The 13,169-nt window shown below is 72.7% G+C and carries 15 protein-coding genes; 3 read left to right on the top strand and 12 right to left on the bottom strand.

Features of this window, described 5'->3' with window-relative positions:
* Positions 1-8: 8 nt before the first annotated feature.
* The 11 genes from hemL to hemE all read right to left on the bottom strand — a co-directional run bounded on the left by hemL (position 9) and on the right by hemE (position 10,160).
* On the bottom strand, positions 9-1,355 hold the full coding sequence (hemL, locus tag ACSW7Y_RS11865; protein ID WP_438126485.1) for a glutamate-1-semialdehyde 2,1-aminomutase: 1,347 nt from the start codon (positions 1,353-1,355) through the stop codon (positions 9-11).
* Complete coding sequence (gene hemB, locus ACSW7Y_RS11860; protein ID WP_438126484.1) at positions 1,352-2,407, bottom strand: porphobilinogen synthase; 1,056 nt, start codon at positions 2,405-2,407, stop codon at positions 1,352-1,354. The genes hemL and hemB overlap by 4 nt, the downstream gene beginning before the upstream one ends.
* The gene (locus ACSW7Y_RS11855; RefSeq protein ID WP_438126483.1) at positions 2,404-3,258 is read right to left on the bottom strand and encodes a uroporphyrinogen-III synthase; all 855 of its coding nucleotides are present in this window, start codon (positions 3,256-3,258) and stop codon (positions 2,404-2,406) included. Before ACSW7Y_RS11855 ends, hemB begins: the two co-directional genes overlap by 4 nt.
* 20 nt (positions 3,259-3,278) lie before the next feature.
* Positions 3,279-4,304, bottom strand: a complete 1,026-nt coding sequence (gene hemC / locus ACSW7Y_RS11850) for a hydroxymethylbilane synthase (RefSeq protein ID WP_438126486.1) — start codon at positions 4,302-4,304, stop codon at positions 3,279-3,281.
* Positions 4,305-4,426: 122 nt separating this feature from the next.
* Positions 4,427-5,665 carry a ferrochelatase gene (locus tag ACSW7Y_RS11845; RefSeq protein ID WP_438126482.1) on the bottom strand — a complete coding sequence of 413 codons (1,239 nt, stop codon included), beginning with the start codon at positions 5,663-5,665 and terminating at the stop codon, positions 4,427-4,429.
* Entirely contained in the window at positions 5,662-6,393 is a 732-nt protein-coding gene (gene hemQ / locus ACSW7Y_RS11840; protein WP_438126481.1) for a hydrogen peroxide-dependent heme synthase, read from the bottom strand. The genes ACSW7Y_RS11845 and hemQ overlap by 4 nt, the downstream gene beginning before the upstream one ends.
* Before the next feature lie 95 nt (positions 6,394-6,488).
* On the bottom strand, positions 6,489-6,722 hold the full coding sequence (locus ACSW7Y_RS11835; RefSeq protein ID WP_438126480.1) for a DUF3618 domain-containing protein: 234 nt from the start codon (positions 6,720-6,722) through the stop codon (positions 6,489-6,491).
* Between the two features lie 74 nt (positions 6,723-6,796).
* Positions 6,797-7,255, bottom strand: coding sequence for a phage holin family protein (locus ACSW7Y_RS11830; protein WP_438126479.1), 459 nt, complete (start codon positions 7,253-7,255; stop codon positions 6,797-6,799).
* Entirely contained in the window at positions 7,252-7,506 is a 255-nt protein-coding gene (locus ACSW7Y_RS11825) for a hypothetical protein (protein WP_058724481.1), read from the bottom strand. Before ACSW7Y_RS11825 ends, ACSW7Y_RS11830 begins: the two co-directional genes overlap by 4 nt.
* A gap of 105 nt (positions 7,507-7,611) precedes the next feature.
* Positions 7,612-9,003: a protoporphyrinogen/coproporphyrinogen oxidase gene (locus ACSW7Y_RS11820; RefSeq protein ID WP_438126478.1), complete on the bottom strand. Its 1,392-nt coding sequence runs from the start codon at positions 9,001-9,003 to the stop codon at positions 7,612-7,614.
* Positions 9,000-10,160 carry a uroporphyrinogen decarboxylase gene (gene hemE, locus ACSW7Y_RS11815; protein WP_438126477.1) on the bottom strand — a complete coding sequence of 387 codons (1,161 nt, stop codon included), beginning with the start codon at positions 10,158-10,160 and terminating at the stop codon, positions 9,000-9,002. Before hemE ends, ACSW7Y_RS11820 begins: the two co-directional genes overlap by 4 nt.
* 48 nt (positions 10,161-10,208) lie before the next feature.
* Here hemE and ACSW7Y_RS11810 point away from each other — a divergent pair, with 48 nt between their 5' ends.
* Both ACSW7Y_RS11810 and ACSW7Y_RS11805 read left to right on the top strand, forming a co-directional pair.
* A complete protein-coding gene (locus ACSW7Y_RS11810; RefSeq protein ID WP_438126476.1) occupies positions 10,209-11,528 on the top strand; it encodes a glutamyl-tRNA reductase in 1,320 nt (439 codons plus the stop codon).
* A gap of 26 nt (positions 11,529-11,554) precedes the next feature.
* On the top strand, positions 11,555-11,953 hold the full coding sequence (locus ACSW7Y_RS11805; RefSeq protein WP_438126475.1) for an NUDIX hydrolase: 399 nt from the start codon (positions 11,555-11,557) through the stop codon (positions 11,951-11,953).
* Between the two features lie 15 nt (positions 11,954-11,968).
* Here ACSW7Y_RS11805 and ACSW7Y_RS11800 read toward each other — a convergent pair whose 3' ends face one another.
* On the bottom strand, positions 11,969-12,241 hold the full coding sequence (locus tag ACSW7Y_RS11800; RefSeq protein WP_438126474.1) for a hypothetical protein: 273 nt from the start codon (positions 12,239-12,241) through the stop codon (positions 11,969-11,971).
* Between the two features lie 289 nt (positions 12,242-12,530).
* Here ACSW7Y_RS11800 and ACSW7Y_RS11795 point away from each other — a divergent pair, with 289 nt between their 5' ends.
* Positions 12,531-12,944 (top strand): GNAT family N-acetyltransferase, encoded by a 414-nt coding sequence (locus ACSW7Y_RS11795; protein ID WP_438126473.1) that lies wholly within the window; start codon positions 12,531-12,533, stop codon positions 12,942-12,944.
* The last annotated feature ends 225 nt before the right edge of the window (positions 12,945-13,169 follow it).

The raw sequence follows: 13,169 nt of genomic DNA, 5'->3' as shown, positions 1-13,169 counted from the left end.
CCCCCGCGCTACGCCGTGGCCGCCGCCGCCGCGCGTGCCGCGGCCGGCAGCGCGTCGAGGATCCGGCCGACGGCGCGGTCGTCGTGCGCAGCCGTGACGAACCACGCCTCGAACACGCTCGGCGGCAGGGTCACGCCCTGGTCGAGCATGCTGTGGAAGAACGGCGCGTACCGGAACGCCTCCTGCGCGCGGACGTCGTCGTAGTTCCGCGGAGCCGTGTCGGTGAAGGCGAACGAGAACAGGTTGCCCGCGTGCTGCACGGTGTGCGCCACCCCGGCCGCCGACAGTGCGTCGCTCGTCGCGGTCGCGATCGTGGCAGCGGTCCGGTCGAGGTGCGCGTAGACGTCGGGCGTCGCCGCACGGAGGGTCGCGATGCCCGCCGCCACTGCGAGCGGGTTCCCGGAGAGGGTGCCCGCCTGGTAGACCGGGCCGAGCGGGGCGAGGAAGTCCATCACCTCGCGTCGACCGCCGAGCGCAGCGAGCGGCATGCCGCCACCGATGACCTTGCCGAAGGTGACGAGGTCGGGCTTCCAGCCGGCGCCGTCGGGCACGACCTTCGACGCCTCGAGGCCCCACCAGCCGGCGCTGCCGACGCGGAAACCGGTGAGCACCTCGTCGACGATGAGGAGCGCACCGTGCGACGTCGTGATCTGCGCCAGGGCACGGTTGAACCCGCGCTCCGGGGCGAGGACGCCCATGTTCGCGGCGGCGGCCTCGACGATCACGGCCGCGATGCGCTCGGAGTGCTCGTCGAACGCGCGACGGACGGCATCGAGGTCGTTGTACGGCAGCACGAGCGTCTGCGCGGCCGTCTCGGCGGTGATCCCGGCGGACCCGGGCATCGCGAGCGTCGCGACACCCGACCCGGCCTCGGCGAGGAGCGAGTCGGAGTGGCCGTGGTAGTGCCCGGCGAACTTCACCAGGAGGTCGCGGCCGGTGTACCCGCGGGCGAGGCGGATCGCGGTCATCGTGGCCTCGGTGCCCGTCGACACCATGCGGATCTTCTCGATCGGCCCGTCACCGTCGACCGAGACCCGCTGCTTCACGAGTTCGGCGAGCTCGGTCTCCCCCGGGGTCGACGTCCCGAACGAGAGCCCGCGCGAGGCCGCCTGCTGCACGGCCTCGACCGTCCCGGGGTGGGCGTGCCCGAGGATCGCGGGCCCCCACGACGCGACGAGGTCGACGTACTCGCGACCCTCGGCGTCGGTGACGTACGCGCCCTTCGCAGCGGTCAGGAACCGGGGCGTGCCACCGACCGACCCGTACGCGCGCACGGGCGAGTTCACACCGCCGGGGATGCTGTTCTTCGCACGTCCGAACAGCTGGTCGTTCGTGGTGGTGGTCGTGGTGGTCATTCGGGGGCCTTCCCGGTCGAGGCGACGCCGGACACCGCCGCGGTGCTGCCGGACGTGCGCAGGCCGGCCTCCTGGTTGAGCTTCCGTGCGACCTCGACCGCGAAGTAGGTGAGGATCGCGTCGGCACCGGCACGCTTGATGCCGACGAGCGCCTCCATCGCGGCGGCGTCGCGGTCGATCCAGCCGTTCTGGGCCGCTGCCGTGATCATCGCGTACTCACCGCTGATCTGGTACGCCCACACCGGGACCTCGGAGACGTCCGCCGTCCGGGCGAGCACATCGAGGTAGCTCATCGCCGGCTTCACCATGACGATGTCGGCGCCCTCCTCGATGTCGAGCAGGACCTCGCGGAGGCCCTGGCGTCCGTCGGCGGCGTCGATCTGGTAGGTCCGACGGTCACCCTGCAGCGAGGACGCGACGGCCTCGCGGAACGGCCCGTAGAACGCGCTCGCGTACTTCGCCGAGTACGCCAGCAGGGCGGTCCCGCTGTGCCCGGCGGTGTCGAGGGCGTCGCGTGCGGCGGCGATCTGGCCGTCCATCATGCCGCTCATGCAGACGAGCTCGGCGCCGGCCTCGGCCTGCGCGACGGCCATGTCCCGGTAGCGGAGGAGCGTCGCGTCGTTGTCGACCGACCCGTCCGCCGCGAGGACCCCGCAGTGCCCGTGGTCGGTGAACTCGTCGAGGCACAGGTCGGACTGCACGACGAGCGCATCGCCCACTTCTTCCCGCGCGACGCGGATCGCCACGTTGAGGATGCCGTCCGGGTCGGTCGCCCCGGAACCCTCGGCGTCCTTCGCGGTCGGGACGCCGAACAGGTTCACGCCGCCGATCCCCTGCTCCGCCGCCTCGACGAGCGCGCGCCGGAACGAGTCGAGCGAGTGCTGGTCGACGCCGGGCATGCTCGAGATCGGCACCGCGTCGGTCGCACCCTCTCGGATGAACATCGGCAGGACGAGCTCCGCTGGGTGCAGGCGCGTCTCGGCCACGAGGCGACGCATGGCCGGGGTGGCACGGAGCCGGCGGGGGCGGACCTGGGGGAACTGTCCGGTCACGATGACCTTCCTGATCGGGGTGCTTCGGGTGGTTCGGGTGCTTCTGGTGCTTCGGCACGGAGTGCCTCGGCCACGGCGTCGAGGAGGGCTTCGACGGAACGGCCGCGTCCGACGACGTGCACGGGCAGACCGACCTCGCGCGCGGCCGCTGCGGTCCCGGGGCCGATGCACGCGATGCGCGTGCGTCGGTCGAGCGGGGTCATGCGGCGGGCGACCTGCGAGGCGACGCTGCCGCTCGTGACGAGCACCGCGTCGGGTGCCCGGTCGAGGCGGACCGGCTCGTCACCGGTCCCCACGGTACGGTACGCGACCACGTCCTCGACGTCGATCCCGCGGGCCCGCAGTCCCTCGACGAGCGTGGGCGCGGCCAGTTCGGAACGCGGGAAGAGGACCCGTCCGGCGGTCTCCGGGAAGGCCGCCACGAGTCCGGCGGCGGACTCCGTCGCCGGCACCAGGTCGACGCGCCAGCCCGCCCGCCGCGCAGCACGGGCTGTCGCCTCGCCCACACATGCCACACGCACCCCGGCCGGGAGGCGCGGCATGCGTCCGACGACCATCCGCACGGCCGTCGCACTGGTCACCGCGAGCCACGGGGCTGGCGACCCGGCCCCGTCGGGACCGACGCCGACGGCGGACGGGGAGTCGTGCCTCCCGGCCGCCGCCCCGCCGTCTGCGCTCGCCAGGCGCGCGAGCGCCGCGTCGAGGGCTGCCGGGTCCTCCGGCGGCGCGTCGGTGATGAGCGGGACGACGACGGGGTCGAGCCCCCGTGCTCGGGCTGCGTCGGCGGCCGCGTCGCCCCACGCGCCACCGCGCGGGACGACCACGACCCGGGGCCGCGGCTCGTCCTGCACGGGAGTGTCGCCGTCCGTGGCTAGTCCGTGCTAGTCGACGTGCCGGAGCCGGTGCTCGCCGTCGCGTCGTCGTCGGCGGGCTGTGCGGCGGCCGGGGTGGCCAGGCCGGGTCCGGCCGAGTGGTCTCCGTCGGCCGGGGCGTCCGACACCGACGACGCCAGGTCGGCGAGTCCGGCCGCGCCGTTCTCGAGCAGTTCGGCGGCGACACGGCGCCCGACGTCGAGGGCCTCGTCGAGGCGTTCCTGCGCGGACCCGTCGAGGTGCGCCGCGTGCGACGCCGTCCGGTACTCGGACCCGTCGGGCCGGTACACGGTCGCGCTGACGAGCAGGAGCTCGGCGTCGACGACCGCGGTCGCGCCGATCGGCGCGGAGCACCCGGCCTCCAGCTTGGCCAGGACCTCACGCTCCGCCGTCACGGTGAGGCGCGTGGGAGCGTGGTCGAGCTTCCGGAGCGCCGCGAGCAGCTTCGTGTCCGTCTCGTCCGAGCGGATCTCGACCGCGAGCGCACCCTGACCCGGGGCACTCGGCCAGAAGCCGAGGTCGAGCAGCTCCGTCGCGGCGTTCAGCCGGTCGATGCGGCCCAGGCCCGCGGCGGCGAGCACGACCGCGTCGAGGTCGTCCTCCACCCGGCCGAGCCGCGTGTCGATGTTCCCGCGGATGTCCACCACGTCGAGGTCCGGACGCTTGGCCTTGAGCTGCGCGACGCGCCGGGGCGAGCCGGTGCCGACCTTCGCGCCCTCGGGCAGGGAGTCCACCGTCGCGCCGTTCCGGGCGACGAGGACGTCACGGGCGTCCGCGCGCTTCGGGACCGCCGCGATCGTCAGGCCCGGGTACGGCGCGGTCGGGAGGTCCTTGAGCGAGTGGACGAGGACGTCGACCTCACCCGCGACGAGGGCCTCACGGAGCGCGCTGGCGAACACGCCGGTGCCGCCGAGGCTCGCGAGCGAGGCGCGGTTCGTGTCGCCCTCGCTCGTGACCTCGACGAGCTGGACCGGACGACCGGACGCCTTCGCGAGGCGGTCGGCGACGTCCTGCGACTGTGACATCGCGAGCCGACTCGCCCGGGTGCCGAGACGGATCGGTGCCGGACCGGCCGGCGCCTGCTCGGCTGCCACCTGCCCGGCTGCCGTCTGCCCGGCTGCCGTCTGCCCGGCTGCCGTCTGCTCGCTCACGGTGCCAAGCCGGCGGCGGCGGGCTTGAACCCGGCGCGTACGTTCTCGCAGCACCCCGGGCGGCAGACGTCGTACCAGGGGCCGATGTCCGTGAGGTGCGGTCGCTCGGACGTCGGGACGCCGTTGACGCGCTCGAGCACGAGGTCGATCAGCCCCGCGACGTACGCCGGGTCGACACCGGGCGTCTGCGTGCGGACGGACCAGAAGCCCAGCTCCTGCGCGGTCTCCGTGGCTTCTTCGTCGAGGTCCCACATGACCTCCATGTGGTCGCTCACGAAGCCGAGCGGGACGATGAGCACGGCGCGGGTCGGGCCGCCCTCGAGCTCCTCGTTCATGTAGTCGTTGATGTCCGGCTCGAGCCAGGGCTGCGTCGGGGGGCCCGAGCGCGACTGGTAGACGAGCTTCCACGCGGGCTTCGACGTGCCGGCGAGGTGCGCGTGCTCGGGCTGCTCGACGAGCTCGTTCCACGCCTGCTCGAGGACGACCTCGGCGACCGCGAGGTGCTGCGCCTCGTACGCGCCGTGCTCGTCGAAGCCGCGGAAGTCGGGCCCGGAGCGGGCGGCGTCGGCCGAGGGGATCGAGTGCGTCGAGAACAGCACGTGCAGCTCGGTCGCGAGGTCGAGTCCGTCGTTCTCCGCGATCGCCTTCGCCAGGCCGTCACGCACGCCGTCGACGAAGGGTCGCACGAAGCCCGGGTGGTCGAAGAACTGCCGGACCTTGTCGACCTTGATCGTGTCGATCAGGCCGGTGGCGTCGAGCACGCGGGCGTAGTCCTCGCGGTACTGCCGGCAGCTCGAGAACGACGAGTACGCGCTCGTCGCGATCGCGATGAGGTTCGTCAGACCGCGGTCCGCGGCCTCCGTGAAGGCGTCCTCGAGGTAGGGGTCCCAGTTGCGGTTGCCCCAGAGCACGGGCAGGTCGATCCCGCGCTTCGCGAGCTCCGCCTCGAGCGCGGCCTTGAGGGCGCGGTTCTGCGCGTTGATCGGGCTGACGCCGCCGAAGTGCCGGTAGTGGTGGGCGACCTCTTCGAGCCGCTCGTCCGGGATGCCGCGACCGCGGGTGACGTTGCGGAGGAAGGGGATGACGTCGTCCTGGCCCTCCGGCCCGCCGAACCCGGCGAGCAGGATGGCGTCGTACGCGGTCGGGACCTCGACGTGCTCCGGCCCGTCGGCTGCCGCGGGCGTCGCGGCGAGGACGGCTCCGTGTCCGTTCGTGATCTGGCTGGTGTCGGTCACGACAGCACCTCCGGCAGCTCGGCGGTCGTCACGCGACGACCCGTGTAGAAGGGCACTTCCTCGCGCACGTGGAGGCGTGCCTCGGTGTAGCGCAGGTCGCGCATGAGGTCGACGAGGTCCACCAGGTCCGGGCTCTCGAGCGGGAGGATCCACTCGTAGTCGCTCAGGGCGAACGTCGCGATGGTGTTCGTCAGGACGCGGCGGTACTTCGCGCCGGCGATGCCGTGGTCGCGGAGCATCTTCGAGCGCTCGTCCTCCGGCAGGAGGTACCACTCGTAGGAGCGGACGAACGGGTAGACCGTGATCCACGCCTCGGGGTCCTTGCCGCGCAGGAACGCGGGGGTGTGGCGCTTGTTGAACTCGGCCTCTCGGTGCATGGCCATGGCGTGCCAGACCGGCTCGGCGTCACGGAAGAGCGGGGTGCGACGGATCTCGCGGAGCACGGCCTGGATCGCCTGCGCGTCGTCGCCGTGGAGCCAGATCATGACGTCGGCGTCGGCGCGGAAGCCGGAGACGTCGTAGAAGCCGCGGATCGTGACGCCGCGGTCGGCCGCAGCGGACACGACGCGGTCGAGCTCGGCCACCCCGTCGTCACCGACGGGGGAGACGGCGCCGACCGGACGGCGGAAGACGGCCCACAGGGCGTAGGCCGTCAGGAGGTTCGGGTCGATGCCGGAGGCCGGGTCGGTCTCGTGTGCGTCGCCCGGAGCGGGCACGGTGGAACTCATGGGTCCTTTGTCCTATCGGTTGCCAGGGATTACCTCGGCCCCTGCCGAAGAGCGCCCGACGAGGAGGACCCGCGCGGCGGCGATGCGTCGGCCGGTCACCGCCGTCGGAGCACCGCTACGACGATACCCCCGACCACTGCCACGCCGGCTGCGAGCCCGGCCAGGTACGGCACCGGGTTCTCGTCGGCGCGCTGCTTGACCTTGGCGGCCGCGATGCCGATCTGCTTGGGGACGTTGAGCTTGTCCTCGATGGCGTCGAGGGTGTCGAACAGCTGCGCTCGGGTCGCCGCGACGCGGGCGGCCATGTCATCGTGCTGCTGGTCGGTCACGGTTCCTCCGTCGGTGGTGCTGGTGCTGGTGGCACCGACGACGCGCACGTCGGTGCCGGTGTCGCGGTCGGGCGTCAGAACCGACCGCCGACGTCGGGCTCGCGGGAGCCGTACCGCGTGGCCGGCGTCGGCTTCTTGCCGAGCCCCTTCACGGCGTTTACGTCGTTCTTGACACTGTCGATCGTGCGCTTCGGGGTGAGGGGCAGGCCCTTCTTGAAGCGCTTCCAGCCGATCAGGCCGAGGACGGCGGCGACGATGAGCATCACGACGGCGATGACCAGTGCTGCGAGCCACGCCGGCATCACGGTCGCGAGGCCCATCACGGCTGCGGTCAGCAGCACGCCGATCGCGTACAGCACGATGACGAGCGCCGCGATGAGGAGCCCGGCCGCGAGCGCGAAGATCTTGACCTTCGTGAGCATCTCGGCCTTGAGCAGGTTGAACTCACCGGTCACGAGCTCCTTGACGAGCTTCGGGACGTCGCCGACCAGACCGAACAGCGAACGCGGCTTGCGGTCGCGGGTGTCGGTCATGAGGTGTGAGCGTCCTTCTTCTGCCCGACCTTGCGCACGACCTTCTTGGTCTGCTCGCCGACGAACTCCGCGACGTCCGGGGTCTTGTCGGCGATGAACTCCTCAGCCGTGTGGACGCCCTTCTGGACGCCGTTGCTGTTCCAGATCTTGCCGCTGACGGTCTTGATCTGCTCGTACCGCGCCCGTCCGGCTCGTGATCCCAGGACGTACCCGAGTGCTGCGCCGGCGACGAACAGGAGCTTGCCTCGCATGTGCGATTCCTCCGTTGGGTCAGTGTGCGGTGGTCATGCGCCGAGCGGAATACGTCCGGCGTCTCCCCAACAGTAGCCCTCGGCCACCGCGCGGTCCGCTCAGGTTCACAGGTCGGGGTCGTCCAGGATGCGTTCGGCGGCTGCCCGGGCTGCTGCCACGATGCCCGACAGGCCACGACCGGTCGATGCCTCCCCGATCCCGACGACGCCGTCGGCCAGGCCGGCCGCGGTGGTGTCCGGCCCGTACCACCGGACGCGGGCTGCACCTCGGACGCTGTCCGTCCGGATGCGCACACCGAGCAGCGTGGTGGCGTCGCGGACGGCGCGCTCACCGATCGGGTCGGTCGGGCCGACCGGGAGGCTCGTGGCGACGTCCGGCACGTCGGTGTCGCCCGCCCCGCGCTGGCCTGCACCCCCACCGGGTCGCGTCGGCGACGCGTCTCCGGCTCCGTCGGCGTCCGTCGCGTAGCTGAGCCGCAGGACGTGTGCACCGCCCGTGGCCTCCGCGAGCCAGGGCCACTTCACCGTGGCGTGCGTCAGGGCCTTGGCGCCGACCCCTCCGGCGTCGGGGTGCACGAGCATGCCCGTCCCGCGCGGAGCAGCGTCGAGGGCGGGTTCGTCGACGACGAGCGTCACGAGCTCGATCCCGGTCCGGTCCGCGGCCGCCGTCCGCTGCGGGTCCGACGTCGAGGAGAGGACGTGGTCGGCCACGAACGTCTCGGTCTGGCCGTCCGCTCCGGTGACCTCGACCTGGTGCTCGGTGACGGCGGTCGCACGCGTGTGGAGGCGCACGTCGACGCGGTACGTCTCCATGTCCGCCACGAGTTCGTCGACCAGGCGCACGATGCCGCCGCGGATGCCCTGGACGGCAGAGCCGGCTGCGGCACGGGACCGGAGCGCGAGCACCGCGCGGCCGAGTGACCCGTCCCGGAGCAGCGCCGCACGCAGGCCCGGTGCCACGCGGTCCGGGTCCAGCCGGTCCGGGTGGGTGGAGTGCACCCCGCCGGCGATCGGGACGACGAGGTCGTCCAGCACCCGCTCGCCCATCCGCTTCCGGACGAGTTCGCCGAGGGAGGCCGCCTTCGCACCGACCGGCGAGGGCAACAGCGAGTCCATCTGCGCGCGGAGCCCGGCCCGCTGTCCGATCACGGCGAGGACGTCGGCCGCCATCGGGGTGCTCGGGATGCCGAGGAGGCCCGTTGCGGGGATCGGCGCGGTGCGGCCGTCACGGGTCATCAGCCAGGCGCCGCGCTGGTCCGGCGTCACGACGTCGTTGCCGAGCCCGAGTTCGATCGCGAGTCGACCGATCGCGTCCGTCCTGGTGGCGAAGGAGTCCGCGGCCATGTCGAGGTCGATGCCGGCGACGGTGTGCCGACGGACCATGCCCCCGAGCACGCCGGACGCCTCGACGAGCACCACGTGCGCACCCCCCTTGGCGAGGTCCCGCGCGGCGACGAGGCCGGCGACACCACCACCGACGACGACGACGTCGGTCACGCCGGCTCCCCCGCCGTCCGGCCGGAGCCCAGGGAGTGCACCAGCTCGACGACGCGGGTGATCACGGACGGGTCGGTCTCGGGCGGGACACCGTGCCCGAGGTTGACGACGTGGGCACGTGCGGCGCCACCACGACGGACGACGTCACGCACGTGCGCCTCGAGCACCGGCCAGGGAGCGGAGAGCATCGCCGGGTCGATGTTGCCCTGCACGGTGACCCCGGTGCCGACGCGGCGGACGGCCTCGTCGAGCGGGATGCGCCAGTCCACCCCGACACCGTCGACCACGACGTCGTCGCCCCCGAGGGTGGTCATGTCGTGCAGGACCTCGCCGCTGCCGACGCCGAAGTGGATCCGCGGGACGCCGAGGTCCGCGACCTGCTCGAGCGCCCGGGCGGAGTGCGGTGCCACGGACGCGAGGTAGTCGGCACGCGGCAGCGAACCCACCCACGAGTCGAAGAGCTGCGCGGCCGAGGCGCCCGCGAGCACCTGCGCGCGGAGGAACGCCCCCGACACGTCCGCCGCCCAGCCGAGCAGGCGCGACCAGGTCTCCGGGTCGGCGTGCATGAGCGTCCGCGCGCGGATGTGGTCCTTCGACGGTCCACCCTCGACCAGGTACGCGGCGAGGGTGAACGGTGCACCAGCGAAGCCGATCAGCGGCGTGCTGCCGAGTTCGGCGACGGTCCGGGCGACGGCCTCGGAGATCGGTGCGAGCGACGCCGGGTCGAGGGGTTCGAGGGCGTCGACGTCCGCCGCCGTGCGGATCGGCGAGCCGAGGACCGGGCCGCGACCGGGCACGATCTCGACGTCGACGCCCGCGAGCTTGATCGGCACGACGATGTCGCTGAAGAAGATGCCGGCGTCCACACCGTGCCGACGGACCGGCTGGAGCGTGATCTCGGACGCCATCGCCGGGTCGAGGCAGGCGTCGAGCATGGCCGTGCCGACGCGCAACTCGCGGTACTCCGGCAGCGAACGCCCGGCCTGTCGCATGAACCACACCGGGAGCGTCTCGGGTCGGTCCCCGCGGAGCGCGCGGACGAGCGGGGAACCGCTGGTCAGGCCGGAGGTGAGGGGGTGCGTCCCGGGGAGGACGGAGGCGGGGGCGTCGGTCACCGGACGATTCTCCCACCGCCTGTCAGGGTGGTTCCCGCACATCCGTGCAGGGAGCCTTCCGCACACCGAGCGCGGGTTACCATGGAACACGTGCTCATCTGTCTCACGGCGTCGCACCGCAACGCCAGCTTCGATCTCCTGGAGCGACTGAGCATCGGCGCACCGACCGCCGCGAGCCGCCTCGTGACCGACTCCGACGTGTTGGACGGAGCCGTCGTCCTCGCCACGTGCAACCGCTTCGAGGCCTACCTCGACATCGCGGGGGACGACCGTGACTCCGCCGTCTCGGCCACCGTCGACGCCGTCGCCACCGCCAGCGACCTCTCACCGACCGAACTCCGCGACTCCGTCCGGGTGCTCGGCGGCAAGGACGTCGTGCAGCACCTCTTCGCGGTGTCGAGCGGTCTCGAGTCCGTCGTCGTCGGCGAGACCGAGATCTCCGGGCAGGTCCGGCGTTCGCTCGAGGACGCCCGCTCGAACGGCACCACCACCTCGGACCTCGAACGCCTCTTCCAGGAGGCCGCGCACACCTCCCGAGGCGTCAAGACCCGCACCCGCATCGGCGCCGCCGGCCGCTCCCTCGTCCGGCTCGGTCTCCAGCTCGCGTCCTCCCGCATCACCGACTGGGCGCAGACCCGCGTGCTCCTGATCGGTACGGGCAGCTACGCCGCGACGACCATCGCGGCCCTGCGCGACAAGGGCGCCGTGAACATCCAGGTGTTCTCGCCCTCGGGTCGAGCGTCCTGGTTCGCGGCCAAGCACGACCTCGTCGCAGCCCGTGACCTCCGCCAGGCGATCGGGTCGAGCGACGTCGTCATCACCTGCACCTCGAGCGAGGTCCCGGTCGTGGCCCCCGCCGACCTCGACGACGGCGTCCGCCGGATCGTCATCGACCTCGGGCTCCCCCGCAACGTCGACCCCGCCGCCGCCGGTGTCGACGGCGTCGAGCTGCTCGACCTCGAGACCATCAGCATCCACGCGCCGATCAACGAGCTGAACGCCGAGTCCGAGGCCCGTGCGATGGTCGACGACGCGGTCTCCCGCTTCCGGGCGCAGGCGCTCGAGCAGTCGACCACCCCCGCGCTCGTCGCCTTCCGCAAGCACGTGTTCGACATCCTCGACGACGAGATCGACCGCGCCAAGCGTCGCGACGGCGACCCCGAGTCCGTCGAGCAGACCGAGCGTGCGCTCCGCCACCTCGTGGGCGTGCTGCTGCACCGGCCCTCGGTCCGCGCCAGGGAGCTCGGTCGCGCCGGTCGTGGCGAGGAGTTCGTCGGCGCGCTCGACGCCCTGTTCGGCGTGCAGCCCGCCCCCGAGACCGAGGTGCCGAGCCCGGTCGTGCCGCTCGCGGAGCGCACCGCGCCCGCTCGCGACGACGCGGACCGCACCGACGAGGCGGACGCGAGCTGAGCCTCCCGTCCGCCCCGACGCTGCGCGTGAGCGCGCTGTTGCTCGTGCGTGACCGGAGGGTCCTCATGGTGCGTGCGCGGGGGCGAGACGTGCTCTACCTGCCCGGCGGCAAGGCCGAGCCGCACGAGACCGACGTCGACGCGGCGCTGCGTGAAGCGCTCGAGGAGACCGGGCTGCGCCTGACGGCGCAGGACGTCGAGCCGTTCGGGACGGTCCTCGAACCCGCCCACGGGCAGGCGCCCGGAACGATGGTCGCGATGGCGCTCTTCCTGGTCCGGCCTGGAGGCGCGCTCGACTCCGCCACACCCGTCGCCTCCGCAGAGGTCGACGAGGTGGAGTGGGTCACCTCCGCGGACGCGGACCGGTGTCCGCCCGCCGGTGTCGAGACGCTCCGGCGGCTCGTCGCCGCGGACCTCGTCGACTGACGGGCACGACCCCGGCTACTCGTCCTTGTCGGTGTAGTGGCCGACGCCCTCGGCGCCCGCCGGCTCCGGCTCACCCGGGATGTCGCTCTCCACGTACTCGCCCTGCTCGCCGTCGGGCGTCGGACGGCCCTCGCCGGGGATGTCACTCGACACGAACTCGCCGACCGACTCGGAGCTCGTCACGTGCTGCTCGCCCGGGATCTCGCTGTCGGTGAAGGAACCGGCGCGGGGTTCGACGCCGTCTGCGCGACCCTCGTCGCCGCGTGCCTGCTCGTGCTTGTCCGTCATGGCGGTCTCCGTCGTCCGTGGCACGAGCGCTCCCGTGCCGGTGACCGCGAGTGTGCCCGCGGAGGCTGGATGCTGCCCGAGTCCGGGTCGCTCCGCGGTGGTTGCGTGGGGCCATGCAGCGCAGCGCCGTTCCGGGGATCGTGTCCGGAGCCGCCGGGATCGAGGAGCTCGCTGTTCCTCAAGGACGAGGGCTACACGGCGTGCCGGTCGTCGGACGCAGCCCTGCTGAGCGTGCAGGCACTCGTCCCGGAGGGCCAGGCGACCGACTGAGGCCTGCCACGATGGGCGCATGGTGACCATCGCGACGGAACTGCCCGCGCCCGACGAGCTGCTCGACCTGTACGGCGCGGTCGGGTGGACGTCGTACACCCGTGACCCGGACCTGCTCGTCGCCGCGCTCGGGGGATCCCACGCCGTCCTCACCGCCCGCGCCTCAGGTCGCCTGGTGGGGCTCGCCCGCACGGTGTCCGACGGGGCCACGATCGTGTACGTGCAGGACGTCCTCGTGCACCCGGACCACCACCGGAGCGGGATCGGGCGGTCGCTGCTCGACGAGGTGCTCCGCCGGTACGGACACGTGCGGCAGACGGTGCTCCTCACGGATGCCGGACCCGGCCAGCGGGCGTTCTACGAGTCACTCGGGTTCGTCGAGGCGCACGACGTCGAGCCCGCGCCGCTGCGGTCGTTCGTGCTGCTGCGCTGAACGCGCGAGAGCGCCGTCCCCGGTCGGGGACGACGCTCTCGGGGTCGTGCGGGTGTTACTTGATCTTGGCGGTGATCGTGGCGGTTCCCACGAGCAGGCCACGCTTGACGGCGTCGGTGCCGAACGTCTTGTTCAGCAGCCCCGCAGCGTCCTCGGACACGTGCACCGTGGTGCCGGTCAGGACCGCGTTGTCACCCTCGAGCTGCAGCGGCTTGAGGCTGCCGC

It is taken from the genome of Curtobacterium flaccumfaciens (assembly GCF_051548005.1).
GTDB lineage: Bacteria > Actinomycetota > Actinomycetes > Actinomycetales > Microbacteriaceae > Curtobacterium.
The sequence above is the reverse complement of the archived record's forward strand: the minus strand, read 5'-3'. Positions and strand labels throughout refer to the sequence as shown.

Excerpts from the sequence above, each read along its gene's own strand:
- hemQ (WP_438126481.1), bottom strand. The coding sequence starts at position 6,393 with ATGAGTTCCACCGTGCCCGCTCCGGGCGACGCACACGAGACCGACCCG.
- ACSW7Y_RS11825 (WP_058724481.1), bottom strand. The coding sequence starts at position 7,506 with ATGCGAGGCAAGCTCCTGTTCGTCGCCGGCGCAGCACTCGGGTACGTC.
- ACSW7Y_RS11800 (WP_438126474.1), bottom strand. The coding sequence starts at position 12,241 with ATGACGGACAAGCACGAGCAGGCACGCGGCGACGAGGGTCGCGCAGAC.
- hemE (WP_438126477.1), bottom strand. The coding sequence starts at position 10,160 with ATGTGCGGGAACCACCCTGACAGGCGGTGGGAGAATCGTCCGGTGACC.
- hemC (WP_438126486.1), bottom strand. The coding sequence starts at position 4,304 with ATGTCACAGTCGCAGGACGTCGCCGACCGCCTCGCGAAGGCGTCCGGT.
- ACSW7Y_RS11830 (WP_438126479.1), bottom strand. The coding sequence starts at position 7,255 with ATGACCGACACCCGCGACCGCAAGCCGCGTTCGCTGTTCGGTCTGGTC.
- ACSW7Y_RS11795 (WP_438126473.1), top strand. The coding sequence starts at position 12,531 with ATGGTGACCATCGCGACGGAACTGCCCGCGCCCGACGAGCTGCTCGAC.
- hemL (WP_438126485.1), bottom strand. The coding sequence starts at position 1,355 with ATGACCACCACGACCACCACCACGAACGACCAGCTGTTCGGACGTGCG.